The organism is Variovorax sp. dw_954 (assembly GCF_018449755.1).
Lineage (GTDB): Bacteria > Pseudomonadota > Gammaproteobacteria > Burkholderiales > Burkholderiaceae_C > Variovorax.
Window position 1 is genome coordinate 38,231 of record NZ_JAAVVD010000010.1, and the last position, 22,462, is coordinate 60,692.

Annotated in this window: 18 protein-coding genes; 1 reads left to right on the forward strand and 17 read right to left on the reverse strand. The window is 63.5% G+C overall.

The annotated features are described in order from the left end of the window. Nucleotides 1-55: 55 nt before the first annotated feature. The 14 genes from HB681_RS16960 to argS all read right to left on the reverse strand — a co-directional run bounded on the left by HB681_RS16960 (nt 56) and on the right by argS (nt 18,391). Nucleotides 56-1,216: a hypothetical protein gene (locus tag HB681_RS16960; protein WP_213956029.1), complete on the reverse strand. Its 1,161-nt coding sequence runs from the start codon at nt 1,214-1,216 to the stop codon at nt 56-58. Further along, nucleotides 1,213-2,571 carry a flippase gene (locus HB681_RS16965; protein WP_213956030.1) on the reverse strand — a complete coding sequence of 453 codons (1,359 nt, stop codon included), beginning with the start codon at nt 2,569-2,571 and terminating at the stop codon, nt 1,213-1,215. The genes HB681_RS16960 and HB681_RS16965 overlap by 4 nt, the downstream gene beginning before the upstream one ends. 157 nt (nt 2,572-2,728) lie before the next feature. Beyond that, on the reverse strand, nt 2,729-4,960 hold the full coding sequence (locus HB681_RS16970) for a polysaccharide biosynthesis tyrosine autokinase (protein ID WP_256734981.1): 2,232 nt from the start codon (nt 4,958-4,960) through the stop codon (nt 2,729-2,731). 46 nt (nt 4,961-5,006) lie between these two features. After that, on the reverse strand, nt 5,007-5,441 hold the full coding sequence (locus HB681_RS16975) for a low molecular weight protein-tyrosine-phosphatase (RefSeq protein ID WP_213956031.1): 435 nt from the start codon (nt 5,439-5,441) through the stop codon (nt 5,007-5,009). Further along, nucleotides 5,441-6,613, reverse strand: coding sequence for a polysaccharide biosynthesis/export family protein (locus HB681_RS16980; RefSeq protein WP_213956032.1), 1,173 nt, complete (start codon nt 6,611-6,613; stop codon nt 5,441-5,443). Before HB681_RS16980 ends, HB681_RS16975 begins: the two co-directional genes overlap by 1 nt. A gap of 34 nt (nt 6,614-6,647) precedes the next feature. After that, nucleotides 6,648-8,858 carry a YjbH domain-containing protein gene (locus tag HB681_RS16985; RefSeq protein ID WP_213956033.1) on the reverse strand — a complete coding sequence of 737 codons (2,211 nt, stop codon included), beginning with the start codon at nt 8,856-8,858 and terminating at the stop codon, nt 6,648-6,650. Nucleotides 8,859-8,987: 129 nt separating this feature from the next. After that, the gene (locus HB681_RS16990; protein WP_213956034.1) at nt 8,988-9,743 is read right to left on the reverse strand and encodes a hypothetical protein; all 756 of its coding nucleotides are present in this window, start codon (nt 9,741-9,743) and stop codon (nt 8,988-8,990) included. 460 nt (nt 9,744-10,203) lie between these two features. After that, nucleotides 10,204-11,571, reverse strand: coding sequence for a UDP-glucose/GDP-mannose dehydrogenase family protein (locus HB681_RS16995; RefSeq protein WP_213956035.1), 1,368 nt, complete (start codon nt 11,569-11,571; stop codon nt 10,204-10,206). A gap of 374 nt (nt 11,572-11,945) precedes the next feature. Then, a complete protein-coding gene (locus HB681_RS17000) occupies nt 11,946-13,532 on the reverse strand; it encodes an RNA polymerase factor sigma-54 (RefSeq protein WP_213956036.1) in 1,587 nt (528 codons plus the stop codon). Nucleotides 13,533-13,543: 11 nt separating this feature from the next. Next, nucleotides 13,544-14,386: an LPS export ABC transporter ATP-binding protein gene (lptB, locus tag HB681_RS17005; protein ID WP_345944695.1), complete on the reverse strand. Its 843-nt coding sequence runs from the start codon at nt 14,384-14,386 to the stop codon at nt 13,544-13,546. Next, complete coding sequence (lptA, locus tag HB681_RS17010; protein ID WP_213956037.1) at nt 14,383-15,090, reverse strand: lipopolysaccharide transport periplasmic protein LptA; 708 nt, start codon at nt 15,088-15,090, stop codon at nt 14,383-14,385. Before lptA ends, lptB begins: the two co-directional genes overlap by 4 nt. A 102-nt stretch (nt 15,091-15,192) precedes the next feature. Then, complete coding sequence (locus HB681_RS17015) at nt 15,193-15,840, reverse strand: thiol:disulfide interchange protein DsbA/DsbL (protein WP_213956038.1); 648 nt, start codon at nt 15,838-15,840, stop codon at nt 15,193-15,195. Nucleotides 15,841-15,971: 131 nt separating this feature from the next. Beyond that, complete coding sequence (locus HB681_RS17020) at nt 15,972-16,688, reverse strand: SPOR domain-containing protein (protein ID WP_213956039.1); 717 nt, start codon at nt 16,686-16,688, stop codon at nt 15,972-15,974. A gap of 5 nt (nt 16,689-16,693) precedes the next feature. Further along, a complete protein-coding gene (gene argS / locus HB681_RS17025) occupies nt 16,694-18,391 on the reverse strand; it encodes an arginine--tRNA ligase (RefSeq protein WP_213956040.1) in 1,698 nt (565 codons plus the stop codon). 128 nt (nt 18,392-18,519) lie between these two features. On the opposite strand from argS, the gene HB681_RS17030 reads away from it, so the two are divergent. Then, nucleotides 18,520-18,840, forward strand: coding sequence for a hypothetical protein (locus HB681_RS17030; RefSeq protein ID WP_213956041.1), 321 nt, complete (start codon nt 18,520-18,522; stop codon nt 18,838-18,840). Between the two features lie 71 nt (nt 18,841-18,911). Here HB681_RS17030 and HB681_RS17035 read toward each other — a convergent pair whose 3' ends face one another. Genes HB681_RS17035 through HB681_RS17045 form a run of 3 tightly spaced genes read right to left on the reverse strand, consistent with a single transcriptional unit; the run spans nt 18,912 to nt 22,433 of the window. Next, complete coding sequence (locus HB681_RS17035) at nt 18,912-20,954, reverse strand: fused MFS/spermidine synthase (protein WP_213956042.1); 2,043 nt, start codon at nt 20,952-20,954, stop codon at nt 18,912-18,914. Nucleotides 20,955-21,012: 58 nt separating this feature from the next. Beyond that, nucleotides 21,013-21,465: a DUF2214 family protein gene (locus tag HB681_RS17040; RefSeq protein ID WP_213956043.1), complete on the reverse strand. Its 453-nt coding sequence runs from the start codon at nt 21,463-21,465 to the stop codon at nt 21,013-21,015. Between the two features lie 32 nt (nt 21,466-21,497). Continuing rightward, the gene (locus tag HB681_RS17045; protein WP_213956044.1) at nt 21,498-22,433 is read right to left on the reverse strand and encodes a LysR family transcriptional regulator; all 936 of its coding nucleotides are present in this window, start codon (nt 22,431-22,433) and stop codon (nt 21,498-21,500) included. Nucleotides 22,434-22,462 lie beyond the last annotated feature (29 nt).

The window sequence follows — 22,462 nt, forward strand, 5'->3', positions numbered from 1 at the left end:
CCTACTTATTCAACGAAATCCGACCCACGCTATTCAATCTGCCGCCGGAACCCAACTAGGAATTATGACGACGAGAAAGCCGCCTACGGATCGCGTTCGCGTATAAGACTATAGCTAGCTTCAGCAACTCTTTTTTCGAATCGGTTCGGATTTCATATTGAAATCGCTTGCTGCTCCTCTTGCGGGACGGTTGATTAATTTCAGCGCACGTAGTGTCATAAAGAAAAATTTCCTCCCCGGGGATCTTCATCACCACATTAAGCTCAATTGGCCTGAGCATCAGGCCAAAACTCTTTACGAGCTTAAACTTTTTGCGCTCTGCACTCAATAAATATCGCCTGCGACGAGGCCTTGTCCCATACAAGTCAATATCGATTTCTTCAGGCGAAAGGTCCAAATTATGGCTCAGATTTTCATTTTCAAAGAAGGCGTCGTAACGGACCGAATCACTTAATTTTGCAGGAAAGACGTAAGCCCTTCTGGAGCGAACAGGGAGTGAAACTTGATAGGTGGTCGAATTCGCCCGGGAATGCTCCCCGATCTCAGAGAAATTGGTGCTTAGCGACTGCCGGGGATACACGAAGTATTTTCCGGTATCAACCAGATATCGATTATGATATTTGAGCCATGATTTCTCGGACCATTGCGAAACAGCAGATGGAAGACAATCGCAAGACAGATCACCACCATCCATTTGCTCAAACCATTGCATGAAATCTGCCCAAGCGACGCGATTCCAAATTTGCCCCCACGAAGAAGCGATCTTGAGAAGATAGGCATCGTATTCATCCTCAATGGGCTGAAAGGGGCGATTGGCGTATTGATTCCATTGGTATGAATATAGTGAAATCCCCGCTACGCCGTCAAAGTCTGTAAAACTGGCGATCGCCTGCTTTGCAAATCCATAGAAACCGGGCGAAACGTAAAGATCGTCTTCCAATACGCAAATGTTCTCGTATGTTCTAGTCAATTCGCCGCACTTTAGAACATGCCGCTTCAGCCCTATTCGCTCCTTATGATTTATCACCTGCTTCGTTCCATGCGGCCAGTCAACGGCGGCGGCGTAATTCGACAATACGTCGGATTCACTTTTATCCAAACTTATGATCAGATCGACCTTGTCTCCCATATAGTCAGCGCGAAGCAATGAGCCAATTAGCCGCTCCAGGCAATTCAGTCGATTAAACCCGATGACAACGATGCCAAAGTTTTTCATGTCGTTATTTTCGATTCGGGTAGAATTTTTCGCACTGCCAACTGAATTACGTCAATCCACATCATGGATCTCATTTGCAATTTAAATATTTTTCTTGTCTTTTTATTTATCGCATTGCAAAGGACGCTTGCCACTGCTTGAGCAACCACGGTTGCAAAGGCCGCCCCGATTGCACCGAATTTCGGAATCATGAAAATGTTGAGCCCCACATTTATTAGAGCTCCCGCAAGCGTTCTATAAAACGTAAATCGCTGGAGCCCTTCAACCACAAACCAACGCCCACTGCCCACGCCGAGATAGACAAATATTCCCGCCCAAACGTTTAATGTCAGTATTCGCGCGGCGTCAGCGAACTCTTGTCCATACAAAATATTCACAATTTTTGAAGATGTGAGACTCACGGTGATCGCAATTAATAGCGAAATTACTGAGAATGAGGAAAATAAATTCGCGATTCTCTTGTAGTACATCTCTTCGCTCATTTTCTTCCCCGCAATAATCATCGGGTATGCAGACGCTGCAAGCGCTGTCGGAATAAAATAAAAAATCTCGCTTATTCTTACTGCGGCCGAGTAGGTCCCCAACGCCTTTTCGCCCAGCATTTCACCGATCATGATTTGATCAATACGCATGTACAGCATCGCAGCAAGGCTGGATATTGCAAGGGGCCAGCTATCCTTCAACAAAGCCATTGCTCGCTGCTTCTCATAGCGCCATGTACTTATTTTTTGTTCTTTTTTGTGATATACATAGAAAAGAAAGATACTGATGACGACGCTTTCAAATAGAGAGAGCCAAGCGAAGGCCATCAGTCCGGCACCGCCAATTATCAAAATCACCTTGGCCAGAGACACCAGCAGAAATGCGCAATTTTCTATCCAAATTGAATATTTTGATTGGGTGGTGGCCTCATACCAGTATTTGACTGCCTCCGATACTTTAGACAACATTACTGCACCCAAAATTGCGACCATAAGTTGCATGACAGTGTCCGCCGGACGCAGGTACCGGATCGCGAGTACGGTGACAGAAAGCGCTACAGCAGCACCGATTGCCAATAGAACCGTTGTTGTCCCCAGGGTCGCTTCTCTGTCGTCCGGGTGATTTATAAGATCTCTTACAACAACTGCGTTTAATCCTAGCGCGGCAATGCCTGCCGACAAAGATGTAAATGCGATCGCATAGTTCAGTAATCCGAACTGCTCAGGACCCAAGTAGCGCGCAACCCATGCACCTACGATCAATCCCACAAGCATTCGAAAGATCCGATCGCCAAAGAGCCAAGCGGCGTTAGATACTGCCTTTCGTATTTGTAGGCCTGCGGGGGAATCCTTTTTTTGGAAGGTTTGGGACATTGATTTGAATCCAGAACTGTCTCTGCGCCGATATATCTTCTGACTAAATTTTCAGGCTGTGCAGCATTGCTTAATTGATCCTAATGAGCGTTGCCGAATTAAAGACAATCAAGGCCGCTGATATGCTCACTTGGCCCCTGCGACTATTTGAATAGCTCTAATACTTGTAATTTGTATACCGATAGCCGCCGTACTTATAGCCAACGCCATAGCCATAGCGCCGCTTGCTCATGTTGAGATCGTTGAAAATGACCCCCTTGGCTTTCACACCAGTATCAAGCAATCGCTTATTTGATTCCTGCAGTTCTCCGAGCGAGGTAATTTCCGCGCGGGCGACAAGGAACACCGCACCTGCAAGCGATGCGAGGATTGCCGTGTCCGACGCCGCAAGCACGGGCGGCGTATCGATGATGACTACGTCGTATTGCTGCTCGGCTCGCCGGATCAGTTCCATCGTTGCGGGCGACATGAGCAACTCAGCCGGATTTGGCGGCAAGATGCCAGTGCTTAAGAAATCCACCCCAGGTGCCACTGCGCGATGCAGGGCGTCCTCCAGCTTCACGCCGCCGCTTACAACCTCGCTTAGCCCCTTTTCACGGCCTAGACCAAAGTACTGATTCAGGTGGCCCTTGCGCAGATCCGCGTCGATCAGCAGCACCTTCTTGTTTACGGCGCCCAGCACTGCAGCCAGGTTCACGCTGGTAAACGACTTGCCGAGGCCCGGCGTAGGCCCGGTAACCAGGATGACGTTATTGGGCGCATCCAACATCGCAAACTGCAGCGCCGTTCGGAGGCTGCGCATGCTTTCTACGGCTGGCTCCTGCGGTGCGGCAACTGCCAAAACGTGGCTGCCCGACACCTTGTTCTTCGCATCTTGCGCGAGCTTGGCCTGCGCATTGGAGTGCGGCACGCTTGCAAACACATGCAAGCCGGAGTGCTGCTCGATGTCCGCCGGATCCTTGATACCCGGGCGCAAACTATTTCGGAGAAATGCCAACGCCAACCCGCCAAGCAAGCCCAGCACTGCAGCCAGTGCAACAACCAGCGATCGTTGCGGCTTCACGGGCTTCTTGGTAACCGCGGCCACGTCCACGATGCGCACGTTGCCTACCTTGCCCTCTTTCACCAACCGCAGCTGTTGCGCGCTGTTGAGCAGGTTCACGTACAAGTCTCCGTTGACCTTCACGTCTCGCGTCAGACTCAGAAGCTCCTGCTCGATATTGGGCAGCGTCTTCACAGTGCGATTCGCCTCGTCCAGCTTTGTGTTGATGGCGCCTATCTGCGCGTCGACAGTGCGAATGCTGAAATGCTCCGGCGTGTATAGCGCAAGCAGTTCCTTGCGCTTTTGCTGGAGGGTCAGCAAGTTCACACGCAACTGCACCGTCGCCTCCAACAACGCCTTGCCTTCGGCATCCAGGTCGAAAGTGCTGTTGCGGTTGCGAAACTGGTTGAACTTGGTCTCGGATTGCTCCATCTGGTGTCGCAGTTGCGGCAAGAAGGTATCAAGGAAGCCCAAGGATTTTTCGGCTTCTGCCGCCTTTCGCTCGGTGTTCTGTCGCACGTAGAGCTTGCCAATCTCGTTGAGAACGCGAGCTGCTTCACGAGGGTCATTGCCTTCCAGCGTTGCGCGGATCACCCCTGACTGCTTTCCCTGCTCAGCGATCTTCAGGTCCTTTTGGAGGTCTTCAGTGACGCTCAGCGGAAAGTAGCGCGTGATGTAGAACTCGGCACCCGGTTTCCCAATCGCCTGAGTTACCAGCAATTTACCTTTGCTACCTTCCATCTCGTATACCAACGGCTGGCCCACGACGCCGGCGCCGACGATGTCGCCATCGGGCGAGACGAGTTCGTAGCCCTGCGCCCTCAGGCGCACCCGAAAGCGCTTGCCTTCAAGTTCATCGGGCACTTCAAACTGATCCACCTTCAGCGATTCGTTGCCACTGACGTAACCACCCATCCCAAGAATGCCCGGCCTGGAAGGCGCTTTTGAACGGCGCGCAAGCCATCGTCCAACCAGCGGCACATATTTGGGTGTGACTTCGACGTAGAGACGCAGGTTGTCCACGGCCTGCTGCACGACCAAGCGCGATCGCAGGATTTCGATCTCGCCAGTTGCCGGCGAACGAATGTCGAATATCCCGGAGGCTGACCCCAGCATGCTGCTCATCGGATCGCCCTTGCTGTCCTCCACCTGAATCATGGTGTTGGCTTCGAACACGGGCGTGGCGAGAAGGGCATAGGCAATACCGATCGCGATCGCAAATGCCGTAACGAAGGCAATAAGCCAACGGTTGTCGAGCACAACATCCAGCAGTTCAAGCAGATTGATATCGTCTCTGTTGCTGGCCGGTCTCGGCATGCCGGGCGCGTTGAGCTGAGGGGGATTCATTGACTGAAAAGTAGGTAAAACGGTTGTTCTTGCTCGGAAGCGCAGCTCAACCCAACTGGTGGATGCGCGGCACCCATGCGGCGACGCCGAGGGCTATGTCTGCAAAGGCGGCTTCGAAAGCGGCCTTCGGTTGCTTGTGTGGGTCGGCGATGTCGAGCCTCTGCAGCTCCCCAAGCCGAAACACCTTCCCGCGCACCAACGGGTACCGTTGCTCCAGCTCGGCCTTGTGCCCCTGCTCCATCACCAGGATCAAGTCGGTGTTCTGACACATCCAGCTCGCAACTTGCTGCGCGCGATGCTTCGACAGATCCAGTCCATTTGCCGCCGCCACTTCGACAGACAGCGGATCCGCCGGATCACCCACGAGCGCCCCCAAGCCTGCAGACCAGACCTTCTTCTCCGGAAACTCGCGGGCCAGCATGGCCTCGGCGATGGGGCTACGGCAGATGTTGCCGACGCACACCACAAGGATGTTCTGCATCAGCGACCCACCACCGTGTTGCCCACGCCGACCACCTGAGCGCTCGGCAGGATCATGTTGATCACGCGGCTCCAGCGCACCAGCGGCACCGGGTCCACATAGACCACGTCGCGTGCCTGGAGCTCAAAGCCCTCGGCCAGCGCGTAAGACACCGGCGTGCTGGCATCGAGGTGATAGATCTCCGGCGAGCCATCGGTCTTCGTGCGCACCACGTAGATCTGCCGGGGGTTGCCGGTCGTCGTGCTCACGCCGCCAGCCTCGCCGAGCGCCTGGTTGAGGGACAGGCGGCCATTGCGCAGCGGCTGTGCGACAGGTCGGGTCACTTCGCCCATCACATACACCTTCGCATCGTCCTGACTGAACACGCGAACGATGTCGCCGCTGCCGAGCACGATGTTGGCGGGGTTGATGCCCAGCGTCGTGAGCTGCTGCATGTTGACCAGCGTGGTGGTGCCGTTGCGCGAGATGGTCACCATCGAGCGGTCCGCATCGGGCGCAAAGCCGCCGGCGCGGTTGATGGCTTCGGGCAGCGTCATCGGGATGTCGTTGACCGCCTGCACGCCCGGCGTGCGCACCGAGCCGTCGATGTACACGCGGCCGTTGCGGAACGACTGGATGCGCACCGTCACCTTCGGCTCGTTGAAGTACTTGGCCAGTCGCTTCGTCAACTGGTCGCGCACCTGGTATTCGGTGAGGCCGCCCACCTTGAAGTCGCCCACGTAGGGAAACTGGATGAGGCCTTCGGGGCTGACGTTGTAGCCATTGCTCACGGGCGAGCCACCGATGACGTCGGTCGTGAGTGAGCCGGCCGGCATCAGCACCAGGTCGGGGTGATCCCACACCACGACGTTCAGGATGTCGCCCGGGCCGATGCGGTATTGCGAAGGCGCGGCAAACAGGCGCTTGACGTCTTCGCCCACGCCGGTGGCTTGCGCCGCGCGCTGGCGGCGGATCAGGTCGGGCGTGATGTCCATCAGCGCGCCGGCGGGCGCCGCGTCTCCGGTGGCGTCCATCGCCGTGGCCGATGCGCGCGCGTCGTTGGCGGGAAGATCGTCGAAGGCAATGCCGGGCGCGAGCGCGCAGCCGGTCACCAGCGAAGCGGCAGCGGCCAGAGCCGGCCACCGCGCGGGCGAACAAAGCGATGCGGCTCGCTTCAAGTGAGTTTTCAGCATGGAATGTGAGGAGGAGCGCATGGGCCTTGCCTGCTTATTTGCCGGCCGCGCTGCGAACGCGCGGCAGGTTGTCTTCGAAGTAGGCGAGGCCCGCTCGATCGGAGTTGAAGGTGCGGTCCAGGGCGCCGCCGCTGGGCAGCACGCCCTGGTTGGTGGTGATGTCGTTGCTGCTTTCACGGACGACGGTTTCCACGGCATAGGACCAGCGCGACACGCCCGTGACCTGGATGTGGTTCGTCGGGTTCATGTCCTTGCGCAGGGTGAGCGGGATCGAGATCTCGATGCCGGCGAACGAGCGCGACCGGGGCTCCCAGTCGAACTTGGTGCGGCGCACGTAGAGGCTCACCGCCACGTCGTGGAACCACTGTTTGACGCCCAGCTTGACGCCGCGGTCGTTGTACATGAACTGCCCCGCGCTCGCCTCGAAGTAGATGTGCGTCGGCGTGTAGGCATAGCGGTAGCTGGCCAGCAGCGCGCGCGATTCGATGGGCAGGTAACGGTCGTAGTCCGTGGTGCGGTCGAAGCGTCCGCCCTCGATGCCGAAGCGGTTGCGGCCTTCGCCCGGCTCCCAGCGCAGCTCGGCGTACACACCGCGGTAGTTGCTGTCGAAGCGGCCGGCTGCAATGTGCGCCGTGAGGGCGTTGGCGCCCCAGCGGGTGGCGGTGTCCGGGTTGGAGAACAGGCGCTCGACCGGCAGGCGCACGAGCTGGTGCACCAGCGCGCGGTCGGTGTCGTCGACGATGCGGCTCTTGTTGAACACGTTGTCGCCGCGGAAGTCCTCGGACTCTGCCAGCGGCGCGACGTGGCTGACCTCCGCATACGCGCCCTTCCACAAGGGCTGCTGCAAGGTGGCGCGAACCCCCACGGAGTAGTCGAACACGCCGTATTCCGTGCCCAGCGTGCTGCGCAGCACGGGCTGCAGCGACAGGCGCACGGTGCTCCAGCTGGGCGCGCCATTGCCCACGATCCAGGTCACGCCGTCGAACGACGCATCGAGCGCTGCCGTGCCCGGCGTGGACAGGCGCACCGCCGTGCAGCCCGGCGTTTCCAGCGCGACCCATTGCGCCAGGCAATCGGTTTGTCCGCGCGCACCGACGATGGCGAGTTGACGTTGCGTCAGCACGAGGCGGTAGGGCGCGCGTGCAGCTCCGAGCTCCCGCGCGACGACGCCCAGCGCCACGCCAAGGCCATCGGCGGTGTTGACGTTGTAGGTGGCGTTGTTGACCTTGACGGCGACAGCGCCATCGGGCAGCCGGCCGACGGCGATGTCCTCGAAGCCCTTGGCCGCCAGCGCGGTGGCGAGCTTGCCGAGTTGGTCGTCGCTGACACGGTTCGTGTCGTTGGCATCGCCCGGCGTGGGCTGCGGCGGCTGCGCGGGGATGAACTCGAGCGGACGCGATGCAGGCAGGCCGCTGGTGGAGAACTCCCGCGTGGCGGGGCGCGGTTCCGCGGGCGCCGCCAATGCGCCGGGTGCCGCAACCGGCACGGAGGCGGGCCGCTCGGTCGACACCTTGTAGAGCGGCACGGTCAGGCCGACGCCGAACCAGTTGCGTTCGGTGTGCGCATCACCCGACATCCGCGTGTTGGCGCTCAGGTGGGCAGTCCAACCCGCGGGCAGCCACTCGGTGGGCGCGTAGACGCGGGCGCCTGCATACGACGCACCATCGACGTATTCGATCTGCCCCTGCAGCCAGGAAATCGGCCGGTAGGCGACGCTTGCGAACGGCCCCTCCAGCGGCGTGGTGCCGCGATTGGGCGCGGCCTTTCCGCCGCGGTGCGCGTAGCCTAGGCTCAGGTCGAGGTTGCGCGCATCGAAGGCGGTGTACGAGAGCACGCCGTAGTACGAGCGGAAGTACGTCGCGGCGCCACCGAGGTCGGTCGCGCCGACGGCTGCATTCCAGCGTTGCGCATGGTCGAGCGGTGTGCCGGCCTTGAAATTGAAGGACAGGTCGCGTACGCCGCAGGCCTCGGTGTAGCAGTTCGTGTTGAACGTGTTCGCGGCCATGCGGCCGGAAATCTCGAGGTTGGGAAGCAGGCCGAAGCCGACGACGAAGTTGTCGCCGGTGGTGCCTTGGCGACCGGTGGTCGGCGCGCCCACCACCTGGTTTTCATAGGCGAGCCCCATCGAGCCCCAGCGCTGCAACTGGGCCGTCGGCGTGACTGACAGACCCGTGAAGCCGCCAGCGCTCATCGTCGCGCTTTGCTGTGCGAATGCACTCGGCGCGACCAGGGCGAACAGGGCCATGCCTGCGCCTACTTCGCTTACCCGTCCCATGATTTATATGAACCTGTGGTTGTGGCGCGCGCTCGTGAAGGCAAAGGGCAGTCTCTCGACTGCCCTTTGACAGAGGCCGCTCGCCAGGAGCGTCGGGGCTTAGTTGCCCGACGCGCCGGTAGAGGCGCCGGTACTGCCGGTCGCGCCGCTCGACGGCAGCGGCAGCAGGTCGCCCAAGGCCTTCACAGCCGCGAGGATCGCGGCCTTGACCGAGCCGTCGGCGTTTTCGATCAGGCTGCCGACGTTGTCCAGGCACTTGTCGAGGTCCGAACCCAGGCCGAAGATCACCGCGTCGAAGTTCTGTCCGCGAACGGCCGCGAGGATCGCGTTGACTTCGTCTTCGGTCCTGCCGTTGGCGAGGAGCAGCGCCTTGAGCGCGTCGAGCACGGCGGTGCGGAACTTGCCGGCCATTGCCACGACGCTGTCGGCAAAGGTGCCGTCCTTCTTGATCTTGGCCAGGAACTCGTCCATGGTCATCGAGGCGCCACCAGCAGCCGAGGCCGCCAGCATCGCTTCGACCAGCATGTCGGTCAGGGGCGTGAAATTGGCCACCGAGCCGGAGAACAGGACGCCGCGATAGGACAGGTTGCCCAGGGTTGCCTTGCCGACGCACGGGTAGGTCAACGCGACCTTGTTGGTCGTGAACACGCCCAGGCCGTTGGTCGAACCTGCGACCGTCGCGCCGTTTGCGCACGTCATCGAAACCGTTGCACCCACGAGCATCGCGCCGCGCGCCGCCGTGCCGGAGACCTCGGTACCCGTACCCGCGCCGTTGCCGCCACCCGTGATCGGCAGGAAGCCCCCGCCGCCCCCGCCACCGCCACCGCCGCATGCAGCGAGGGAAGCCAGCGCCACAGCGCAAGCAAAAAGTTTGATCCCGTTCGTTTTCGCGAGTTTGTTCATCAGAAATTTCAGTAGAGAGGCGCTGGAGAGAATTGCTGCTGGGGTTTGGCGTGTCGCCGCGTTGAAAAACGCGCGCCGTGGGTACTGACGACCCACTGACTACCCACGACTGCCTCGTGTGGCAGTCGTTAACTTTCATAACGAAATGTATTTTAGCAGGATAAAATTGCCGCCTGCGTTAGTGAATCTTCACAATTGTTGTGCGGAGCATGAATGTGCACAAAGGCGACAAAGCCATCAACTTGGCGTGAGTTGACAGCTTTTCAGAATTGCCGCGGATGCGCATGCAACTAGCGATGGCCGCAGCGGGTGTTGCTTTTTAGCCCGATAGCCGCACCGCGAGCAACCAGCGCGATCAACTACACCGCCATCCTCCTGCGCCCGCGCAGATCCGGCCAACTGGCGGATTTGGTCAGGAACTGTTTCGGCCGATGCCGAAATAGCTGACGCCCGCCTCGCGCATCGTCTCCGGCTCGTAGAGATTGCGCCCATCGAAGATCACCGGCGCTTTCATCACCGCCTTGAGCCGCTCAAGGTTGGGACTTCGATAGGCTTTCCACTCGGTCACGATGACCAGCGCGTCGGCACCTGCCAACGCGGCCATCGGGTCGGTCGCGTACTCGATGCGGTCGATGCACTCCGGCGCATCGGCAAAGTCCTGCGGCAGCACGCGCTGGGTCTCCTGCACCGCCACCGGGTCGTGCGCCACGATGCGCGCGCCGGCGCGGGCCAGCGCACCCAGCAACACGCGGCTCGGCGCCTCGCGCATGTCGTCGGTGTTGGGCTTGAAGGCCAGGCCCCACACGGCGAAGGTCTTGCCATGGAGATCATTGCCGAAGCGCTCGAATATCTTGCGCACGAGGACGTGCTTCTGCGCGTCGTTGACCGCCTCGACCGATTCCAGCACCTGCAGCCGCTGCCCGTATTCACCCGCGGAGCGCATCAGCGCCTGCACGTCCTTCGGAAAGCAACTGCCGCCGTAACCGGTGCCCGCGTACAGGAAGCTGTAGCCGATGCGCGGGTCGGAGCCGATGCCCTGGCGCACCATCTCGATGTCGGCGCCCACCTTGTCGGCCAGGTTGGCCAGCTCGTTCATGAAGCTGATGCGCGTGGCCAGCATCGCGTTGGCCGCGTACTTGGTGAACTCGGCGGACTTCACGTTCATCACGCGCATGCGCTCGTGGTTGCGGTTGAAGGGCGCGTACAGCTTGCGCATGGCGGCGAGCGCGTCTCGGCCATCGTCGTTGTCATCCACGCCCAGCACGATGCGGTCGGGGCGCATGAAATCCTCGACGGCCGCGCCTTCCTTCAGGAACTCAGGGTTGCTGACGACGGCAAAGCGCTGGTCGGCCATGCCGCGCTTCGTAAGTTCGTCGCGGATGGCCGCGCCGACTTTCTCCGCGGTGCCCACGGGCACGGTCGACTTGTCGACAATGACCTTGAAGGCGTTCATGCTGCGCCCGATGCTGCGCGCCGCGGCCAGCACATATTTCAGGTCGGCGCTGCCATCTTCGTCGGGCGGCGTGCCGACCGCGATGAACTGCACGTCGCCATGCGCCACGGCCGCCTCGACGTCGGTCGAGAAGGTCAGGCGTTTGGCGGCCACGTTCGAGTGCACGAGGTCGGCCAGGCCGGCCTCGTAGATGGGGATGCCGCCGCTGTTGAGCGTCTGGATCTTGACCGGGTCGAGGTCGAGGCAGAAAACGTGGTTGCCGAGGTCGGCCAGGCAGACGCCAGTGACGAGCCCGACATAGCCGGTGCCGATGATGGTGATGTTCATGGATGCGAAATCAAATCGACCTGCGGCAATAGGCAGCACGCCGAAGCAAGCGATGGGTTTTCAGGCACTCACCGAACTGGGTCTTGGACCAGTTCGCGGAGTTCCTATGGGCGACTTGAAACAAGTCCGGGCCGCCGGGACAAGATTGCGTGTGGTTGGAGGCGTAGCGCCCATCCGCGCAGTGACTACCGAGTTATAGCGGTCGCTAACAATTATGTCTAAATGTATTGTAGCGGCACAGCGCGTGCCGGCCCGCGCATCCCCTGTGAGCGACATGAAAGCTGCAAACGCAACCAAGCCACAACTTGACGAAAGTTAGCGACTTTTGCGGAGGCCTAAGCGGTTGCAACATTGCACTGCAACGCTGGGACGCACTACAAAGCCTTGCGTAAATTCGCCGGCGCGATCCGCAGTGCTTCGCGGTACTTCGCCACCGTCCGCCGCGCGCACTCGATCCCCTGCTCCTTGAGCATGTCCGAGATCTGGCTGTCCGACAGCGGCTTCTTGATGTTCTCGCTCGTCACGAACTGCTTGATCAGCGCCCGCACCGCCGTGCTGGACGCATTCCCGCCGGTCTCCGTACCCAGCGCCGACCCGAAGAAGTACTTGAGTTCCACCGTGCCGTAGGGCGTCGACATGTACTTCGCGGTCGTCACGCGGCTGATCGTCGACTCGTGCAGCCCGAGTTCGTCGGCAATCTCGCGCAACACCAGTGGCCGCATTGCCAGTTCGCCGTGCACGAAGAAGTTCTTCTGCCGCTCGACGATGGCGTTGCTTACGCGCAGGATCGTGTCGAATCGCTGCTGTATGTTCTTGATGAACCAGCGTGCCTCCTGCAGCCGCTGCGACAGCGCCTGGCTGCCCTCGCCCTTGTGCGCCTTCAGCGCACCGGCGTAGATGTCGTGCACGCGCAGGCGCGGCATGACGTCGGGGTTGAGCATGACGCGGAACCTGAGCGTGGCGCCGCGACCGGTGCGCGTGACGATCACGTCGGGCACGACCACGTTGCGCTCCACGTCGACGAAGCGGCGGCCCGGCTTGGGCTCCAGCCGCGCGATGAGCTGCATCGCCGCGCGCACCAGTTCCTCGTTGCTCTTGGTGAGCGTGGCCAGGCGCTTGAAGTCGCGGCGGGCCAGCAGGTCCATCGGCAATTTGCAGATGGCGATGGCGACCTTGCGCACCTGCTCCTCGTCCTCGGCTTCATCGGCACGCGCCAGCGCGCGCAACTGGATCGCCAGGCATTCGCCCAGGTCGCGCGCACCCACGCCGACCGGCTCCAGGCTCTGCAGCAGGCCCAGCGCCATCTGGAAGCGATGCACCAGTTCGTCGAACTCGTCGTTGTCGTTGCCGGCCAGGCCCGAGGCCAGCGCAGGCAGCGAGTCCTCCAGGTAGCCGTCGTCGTTGAGCGACTCGATCAGGAAACTCAGCGCGGCGCGGTCGGTCTCGTCGAGGCGCAGGCCCAGGGCCTGGCGGTGCAGGAAGGCCTGCAGCGACTCCTGGCTGCGCGCCAGCTCGGTGGCGTCGGCGCGCTCGTCGCCGCCCAGGTTGTTGGCGCGCGCGGGGGCGTCGCCGCCCCATTCGCTGTCGTCGGGCACCATGTCGACAGTGCCGTCGCCGCCCCAGTCGGGCTCGCTGTCGGAGACGCCGTCCGCGGTCGCATCGGCGGTGGCGGAATCCGCCTCGCTCGACGCGGTGGCGGAGGCAGGGCCGTCCGCGCCGTTGGCGATCGGTGGGGTGGCGAAGTCGTCGTCACGCGGCGGCGGCGCGTCGGCGGCTTCGAGGCCGAACTCCTCGCGCACAGCCTCCTCCGCGGTGCGTTCGAGGAACGGGTTGTCGTCGAGCATCTGCTCGACTTCCTGGCTCAGTTCCAGCGTCGACAGTTGCAGCAGCCGGATCGACTGCTGCAATTGGGGCGTCAGTGCCAGGTGCTGCGATACGCGCAGCGACAGGCCTTGCTTCATGCCGAAGGCCCCTACATTCTGAAATGCTCGCCGAGGTACACCCTGCGTACCTCCGCGTTGTCGACGATCTCCGAAGGCGTGCCTTGTGCCAGCACTTGCCCGTCGCTGATGATGAAAGCGTGATCGCAGATGCCCAGCGTCTCCCGCACGTTGTGATCCGTGATGAGCACGCCGATGCCGCGCCCCTTCAGGAAGCTGATGATCCGCTGGATCTCGATCACGGCGATCGGGTCGATCCCCGCGAAGGGCTCGTCCAGCAGGATGAAGCGCGGCTGCGTGGCCAGCGCCCGCGCGATTTCCACGCGCCTGCGCTCGCCGCCCGACAGTGACAGTGCCGGGGAATCGCGCAGATGTTCGACGCGCAGGTCGCTCAGGAGCTCGGTCAGGCGCTCCTCGATGCGCGCCTTGCCGAGCGGCACCCGCTTGCCGTTGGCATTGGTCTCGAATTGCAGCTCCAGCACGGCGCGCACGTTCTGCTCGACCGTGAGCTTGCGGAAGATCGAAGCTTCCTGCGGCAGGTAGCTCAGGCCCATGCGCGCGCGGCGGTGGATCGGCATGTGCGCGATCGGCTCGCCGTCGATGGTGATGTCGCCGGCATCGGCCCGGACCAGCCCGACGATCATGTAGAAGGACGTGGTCTTGCCGGCGCCGTTGGGGCCCAGCAAGCCGACCACTTCGCCCTTCTGCACGCCGAGCGACACGTCCTTGACCACCATGCGGCTGCCGTAGGACTTCTGCAGGCCGCGCGCGTCGAGGCGGCTGCCGTTGCCGGGGACCGCCGTGACGGCGCCCCCACCCGACCCGAGCAAGGGCTCGCCGCCTGTGTCGATCAGGGCGTTGTCGTTGCGCATCACGGGGGCGCTTCCCCACCGAGCGTGGTGGTGGAGCGCAGGCCGGCGCCCGGGGCCGGCGCTGGCGCCGGAGGCGCGGAACCAGCCCGGGGACTGCCCGGCAATGCATTGACCGGCGGGCGCGGCGTGAGCACGGCACGCACGCGCGCGCCCTGCGTGCCGGACGACACGGCGGCGTCCGGCGGCACGGTCGAGCCGTTGACGGTGAAGGTGTCGTTGCTCTGGTCGTAGACGATCAGCGGGCCGCTGCTTTCGTCGTTGACCTTGCTGCCGATCAGGCGGCGCATCACGGCATGGCCGATGAACTTGACGTTGTCGGCGCGGCTGTCGTACTCGATGCGGTCGGACTCGCCTTCGATCCACTCGTCGCCGCCGGGTGCATCGCGCTTCTGCTTGTAGTAGGCCAGCTTGCCGGGCGCGGCGGTGACCACGCCGTACTGGTAGCCCTCCGGGTCCTGCCGCACGTCGATGCGCGCGCCGCGGATGATGATCGTGCCCTTGGTGACGACCACCGTGCCGGTGAACACGCTGGTCTGCTTCAGGTCGTCGTAGCGCATGGCGTCCGACTCGATGTTCATCGGCTTGGCGCGGTCGGCCTTTTCAGCGTGCGCAAGCGGCGCACCCGCCACGGCCGCCACTGCGAGCAGACTCAGGGTTGCCTTGCGTAGGGATGGAAGCTGGGAGTGGTGGATGGGGCGCGTTGTCATAAAGGCACGAAACTTGCTGCGCCCATTGTATGCGGCAGGCTGACGCGGCCTTGACGAAAGGCCCAGTGTCGGAGGTCGATATTTACTGCCAGTTGACTTTTCTCAACCCTTGCGCGCTTCGACGACCAAGTAGTCGGTAATCTGCAACGCACGCTCCATGCTGCGGGCCAGTTCGCCGTCCACGTACCAGCGACCGGCCACGCCGAACGCCGGAACGCCGGTGACCTGGTAGTCGTTCTGCAGTTGCGTGGCGCGCTTGGCCTTGCCGGCGACCGAGAAGGACTTGAACATCTCGCCGAATTTCTTGGCGTCGAGTTCCGGCTGCTTGGCCACCCAGGCCAGGATCGCGTCGTCGCCCATGACCGGCTGGCGTTGGCGGTGGATGGCGTCGAAGATCTTCATCTGCATGTCGTCGACCTTGCCCATCGCCTCCAGCGCGTAGTACATGCGCTGCTTGCTTTCGACGTCGTTGCCGACGAAGGCCACCGGCACGCGCCGGAAAGCGACCTGCGGCGGCAGTTTCTTGACCCAGGCCTCGAGGTCCGGCTCGAAGGCGGCGCAGTGCGGGCAGTTGTACGAAAAGAACTCGACCACCTCGACCTTGCCGGCCGGCGAATCCACCGGCGCGGGCTTGCCGAGCTTGATGTAGTCCTTGCCAGCCGAGAACATGGGCGCCTGCGCATGCGAAGGGCTGGCCAAGGGAAGCAGCCCCAGCGAAGTGGCGGCGAGCGAAAAATCACGACGATTCATTGAACAATTTCTCCAGTGCGGCTGACAGAGCCTGCCATGCGGCGCGAAGTTCCACGCGCGCAAGCCCGGCCCATTCTCCCTGCAAGTTTCATTCAGTTTCCGACGCAGCGCGCGGAGGCCGGGGATGGCGCCTACTTCTGCACCCGCACCAGGGCGGTGTCCAGACCGCCGCTGTCGAGCCGCTCCTTCAAGCGGTCGGCGTCGTCCTTCTTGCTGTACGGGCCGGCGCGCACGCGGTAGACCGTGCGTCCGGCCTGCTCGCGTTCGGTGACCTTGGTCTCGACGCCCATCAGCGACAACTTGGCGCGTTGCGCCTCGGCATCCTCGGTGGAGCGGAACGCGCCGGCCTGCACGAAGTACATGAAGGGGTCCGCGCCGGAAGAAGGCGCCGCGGCAGCCACCTGCGTGCTGCCGCCAGTCTTCGAGCGGGCCAGGTCGCCGATCGGGTCGCTGGAGGAAGGCGGCAGGGCGTTGGCTTCGGCCGGCGTCACCGGCTTGGTGGCGGGCTTGGTGGTGGGGGCGACCACCACGGGCACCGGCGCCGTGCCCGGCGGATTGAGCGGGCCCACCGTGGCGGGCTGGGGCGCTGTCGCGGGCGCGGCGGCGACCGGTACCGGCGCGGCGGGCGGCTTGGCGCCCGCCTTTCCGGCCAGCGGGCCGTTCGGGTCCCAGTCGCGGTTCTTGCGGGCCTCGGCTTCGTCCTGCTCGGCGCCACCGCGCTGCGTCTTGGTCATGAACGGGATCGGCACCTTGGTCACATAGACCGCGATGCCCAAGGCCACCCCCAGGCCGATGACGAGCCCGATGATCAGGCCGATGACTACATTGCCGCTTTGTCGTTTTTTCATGGATGTCACATTCTCTCCGGCGCGCTGACGCCGAGCACCGCCAAGCCATTGTGCAGTACCTGCGCGCATGCGGCGACCAGCGCCAGGCGCGCGTTCTTCAGCGTTTCGTCGTCGACCAGCACGCGCTCGGCATCGTAGTAGCTGTGCAGGTTGGCAGCCAGTTCACGGAGGTAAAAAGTGACATCGTGCGGGGCGAAATCGCGGGCCGCCGCCGTGAGCATTTCCGGGTACTTGGCGAGTTGCAGCATCAGCGTCTGCGCCTGCGGAACCTGCAGCGACGACAGGTCGACGTCTTGCAGCGAACCGACGTCGCCGCCCCAGTCCCGCAGCATCTTGCAGATGCGGGCATGGGCGTACTGCACGTAGTACACCGGGTTGTCGTTGTTCTGCGCGAGGGCCAGGTCGATGTCGAAGGTGTATTCGGTGTCGGGCTTGCGGCTCAGCAGGAAGAAACGCACGGCGTCGGTGCTGGTCCACTCGATCAGGTCGCGCAACGTGACGTAGCTGCCGGCGCGCTTGCTGATCTTGACTTCCTCCCCGCTGCGCACCACGCGCACCATGGTGTGGAGCACGTAGTCGGGGTAGCCCGTTGGGATGCCCTCGCCTGCTGCCTGCAGGCCGGCGCGCACGCGTGCGATGGTGCCGTGGTGGTCGGTGCCCTGGATGTTGACGACCTTGTGGAAGCCGCGCTCCCATTTGGCGATGTGGTAGGCCACGTCGGGCACGAAGTAGGTGAAGGTGCCGTCTTGCTTCCGCATGACGCGGTCCTTGTCGTCACCGTAGTCGGTGGACTTGAGCCACAGGGCGCCGTCCTGCTCGTAGGTCTTGCCGTTGGCGACCAGGCGGTTCACCGTCGCCTCGACGCGGCCGCTGGTGTACAGGCTCGATTCCAGGTAGTAGTGGTCGAACTGCACCTGGAAGGCCTTCAGGTCCAAGTCCTGCTCGCGACGCAGGTAGGCCACGGCGAAGCCGCGGATCGAGTCGATGTCGTCCACGTCGCCGCTGGCGGTGAACTCCCGGTCGTCGGACTTGACGGTCTTCTTCGCGAGGAAGTCGGCGGCGATGTCCGCGATGTAGTCGCCGTTGTAGAAGGCCTTGCTGGCGGGGTTGTCGGGGTCGGTCGGCCAGCACGCGTCGCCGGGCTTGAATCCCTTGGCCCGCAGCTGCGTGCTGTTGGCCAGCGTCTGGATCTGCACGCCGGCGTCGTTGTAATAGAACTCGCGCCAGACCTGGTCGCCCTGCGTGGCGAGCAGGTTGCAGATGGCGTCGCCGAGCGCCGCCTGGCGGCCGTGGCCGACGTGCAGCGGACCGGTCGGGTTGGCCGAGACGAACTCGACCAGCACGCGTTCCTCATTGGCAGGCTGTTGCCCGAACGCGGCGCCATCGTGCAGCACCTCGCGCACGACCTGCTGCTTGGCAGCCGTCTTCAGGCGGATGTTGAGGAAGCCGGGGCCGGCGATCTCGACCGAGTCGACCCACCGGGCAAAGGCCGGCGTGGCCATGAGGGCGGCGCTCAGTTGCTCGGCGAGTTCGCGCGGCTTGCGCTGCAACGGCTTGGCAAGCTGCATGGCGGCGGTGCTGGCGAAGTCGCCATGCGCTGCCACCTTGGGCGATTCGAAGGCGGCCTTGGCGCTGGCGCCGGGCAGGAGGGATTCGAGCGTGCTCGCGAGTGCAGCGAGCAACTCTTGTTTGACCAATAGCATTTGTGAATTTTACCGGGGCGAATTGAGATGGCCGCGCCGGTCATCCCGCAGACGGGGTCGCCCGTTAGGATGGTCGGCCCCGGAGCGGGGCAACTGTCACAACCCACCTTGCAAGGACATACACCATCATGAAGAAGCTCCTTTCCCTGGTCGCCCTGGGCGCATGCCTCTCCTTCGGCGCGGCGCAAGCCCAAGACAAGGCCGCGGCACCCGCTGCCGCCGCGCCGGCAGCCGCCGCCGCGGGCGGCAGCTGCGACATGCAGGCCGCCGACAAGAAGCTCGCCGGCGCCGCCAAGAACAGCTTCGTCAAGAAGTGCGAGAAGGACACCAAGGCCGCCGCCACGCCCGCTTGCGCGGCCAAGGCTGTCGACAAGAACGGCAAGCCGCTGGCCGGCGCCGCCAAGAACAGCTTCATGAAGAAGTGCGAGGCGGACTCGGCGAAGGGCTGATGCCCCGCCGCTCCCAGCGCTGAACAAAGGCCCGCCGCGCGCGGGCCTTGTTGCTTGTGCGGTAAGGCGCCCTACTTCAGCACGCCGAACAGGTTGTTGAAGTCGTCGGTCCAGGCTTGCAGGCCCTCGATGGGCGTCACGGGCACACTGGCGCTGCGGATCGATTCGCGGTCGAGGCGGGCGGCGCTGCGCGAGACCAGCACCCAGTCGGTGCGGCGCAGGGCGTCGTTGTGCTCGGCCTCGTCGTGCACGAGTACCGCGTGCAGCCCCTGCGCCTTCGCGATCTCCGCGACGACCGGGGCCAATGCGAGGAAGCGGTTGGTCACGTGGAAGGCGATCACGCCGTCGGGTTTGACGTGACGCAGGTAGACCCCCATCGCTTCCTCGGTGATGAGATGAATCGGCACCGAATCGCCCGAGAAGGCATCGACGGCCAGCACGTCGAACTGCTGGGGCTCCTCGCGCTCCAGCGCCAGGCGGGCGTCGCCGAGCACGCGCTCGATCTGCGCGGGACTGTCATGCAGGAAGGTGAATTCGGTGTCGGCCAGCTCGAACACCTGCGGGTTGATCTCGTAGACGCGGAAGACGTCACCGGCGCGGCCGTAGACCGCGAGCGTGCCGGCGCCGAGCCCGATCAACCCGACGCGGCGCGGGCCCTGCGGCGCCTCCGCGATGGCCAACCCGACGCCTGAACTGGCACCGTAGTAGGTGGTCGGCTCGCGGCGCCTGGCGGGCGCGAGAAACTGCTCACCGTGCTTGATGGAACCGTGGAACAACTTGCGCACGTTGTCGGCGGGGTCGTCGCGGCGCGTGTCGATGGTGGCCAGAGAGCCGTAGAAATTGCGTGTCATCTCGCGTGCGCCGGTGCTGTCGCTGCGCACCTGCAGTGCCAGGAAGACGGCGCAGCATGCGGCCACCACCATGCCACCGGCCCAGCCAAGACGCCGGCCCCGCAGCACTGCCGCGCCAGCCAGCGCGCTGAGGATCAGGCCGAGACCCAGCTCGTAGTAGGCCGGCAGCACGTGCGGCGCGACGAGCCCGACCGCGATGCCGCCGATCGCGCCGCCCAGCGACAGCATCAGGTAGAAGCGCGTGAGGTACTGCGGCGCCGGCCGCATGCGCGCCATCTCGCCGTGGAAGAACATGCACAGCACGAACAGGCCGATCACGTAGAGCGGCAACGCGGTCTTCACGTCGGAGCCGAGGCTGTCCTGCAGGCCGAAGGCGCACAGCACCAGCATCACCGCTGTGGCCGGGAGGAAGAAGCCCCTGCGATACCACCGGTCGCTTTCGAAGCACAGCACGAAGGTCAGGAGGTAGACCGACAGCGGCAGCACCCAGAGGAAGGGAATGGCCGCCACGTTCTGGGTGATGTGGTTGGTGATGGCGAGCAGCAGCCAGGAGCCGAGGGCGGGCAGGCCGAGCCAGAGCAGGTAGTCGGCGATGCCGGGCGCCTGCGCATGTGCCGTCGGCGCAGGCACGGCCTCGGCGGCGCCTGCGGTCGGCGTCGCAGTGCCTTGCCGCGCCGCATACAGCGTCGTGCCGATGCACAGCAGCACGAATGCCGCATAGGCCCACGACCAGCCCTGCGCCTGCCTCAGCAGTGAGCTGTGGGGCTCGATCAGCACCGGGTAGCTCAGCAGCGAGGCCAGCGAAGCGAGGTTCGACAGCGAGAAGTAGCGGTACACCTGCGCGCCCCACGGCGTGCGCGAGAGCCACGATTGCACCAGCGGCCCGGTGGTCGACAGCAGGAAATAGGGCAGCCCGATGGTGCCCAGCAGCAGCCCGAGGATCCAGAGCGTCGGGTCTTCGGAGCCTGCGGGCTTCCAGCGGGCGCTGGTCACGATCGGCAGGAAAGCCAGGCTCAGCAGCAGCAGCGCAACGTGCAGCCGCGCCTGCGCCTTCACGCTGAGCCGACGCGTGACCGCATCGGAATACGCATAGCCCGCCAGCAGCACGACCTGGAAAAACACCATGCAGATCGACCACACCGCCGCCGACCCGCCGAACCACGGCAGGATCTGCTTGGCGATCAGGGGCTGGACCAGGAACAGCAGGAAGGCACTCGTGAAGATCGTGCCGGCGAACAGAAGCTTGATGTACCCAGGACTCATGAGCCCTCCTCCCATGTATGTGTTGTGCTTGTCGCGTGCGCCCGCCGGCCGCCGCAGCCTACTTGCCGTAGCCCCGCGCCAGGAACACCGCGAAGAGCGGGATGAGCGCGATCAGGTGGGCCTGGATCATCACGAGCTTGCGGGTCTTCTTCACTTCAGCCTCGGCGGGCAGCGCGCCCGTCGCTCGCAGGGTCTTGCGCCAGCGCATGTACGTGATCGTCGGGAAGGCGGAGACGATGCCGACGCTGATGAACAGCGTGAGCTTGATGTGCAGCAAGGGGTTGGTCCAGTACCAGCCCGTGCCCTTGACGCCGAGCCAGGTGCGCAGCAAGCCGGTCAGCAGCACCAGCACGGCCGCGATGCCGTAGACCATGTCGACCCGCGCCAGCCGCTCCACCACGGCGGCGTTCAGCCAGTCGATGCGGCACAGCGCCGCCTCGCTCGCGATGAAGACCACCATCGTCAGGATGGCCAGCAGATGCAGGTAGGCAAGGATGGCTTCGAGGGTCATCGCTTCATTGTGCAAGCATCGTGCCCGGCTGACTATGCGCGGCGGCCCCAGTACTCGGGCCTGCCGTACTGCTCCTTGAGGAAGTCCAGCCACAGCCGCACCCGCAGGGGCAGGTGCTTGCGCTGGGGGAACACGGCATAGACGCCGTTCGGTGGCGCGGCGAAGTCGTCGAGCAGCGGCACCAGCAGGCCCGCATCGATCTCGGCCTCGACCTCCCAGTTGCTGCGCCATGCGATGCCGTGGCCGGCCAGGCACCAGTCGTGCAGCACCTGGCCGTCGGTGCAGTCGAGCGGGCCGCTGGGACGCAGGTGGGTCACCTCGTCGCCGCCTTCCGTGCCCGGCCTCGGCGGCAGGCGGAACGCCCAGCCGCGGGTTTGCGAAGCGTCGCTCGACAGGGTCAGGCAGGCAAAGCGCACGAGGTCCGCCGGATGCCGTGGCGCGCCATGGCGGCGGATGAACTCCGGCGTGGCGACACAGCGACGGCGGTTGTCCGCGAGGCGCAGGCTCACGAGCGAGGAGTCGGGCAGGTCGCCCACGCGCACGGCGCAGTCATAGCCTTCGCCGGCCACGTCGATGACGCGGTCGCTGAGGTTCAACGAGATGCGCACTTCCGGATGCAGCGCATGGAAGCGCGGCACCAGCGGCGCGACATGGCGGCGGCCGAAGCCTGCCGGTGCCGTGACACGCAAGTGGCCGCTGGCCTTGACACCGCCGGCGCTGACGCTGGCCTCGGCATTGGCGAACTCGACCAGCAGGCGCTGGCAGTCCTCGAGGAAGGCACTGCCCTCGTGCGTGAGCGTGATGCGCCGCGTGGTGCGCACGAGCAGCTTGACGCCGAGGCGCTCCTCCAGCGCATCGATGCGCCGCCCCATGATCGCGGGCGCCACGTTCTCGGCCTTGGCGGCCGCCGTCAGGCTGCCGCGAGTGGCGACCGAGACGAAGGATTCGAGTTGCTTGAGGCGGTCCATCGCGAGGGCATTTGCGTCAGTTCATCACG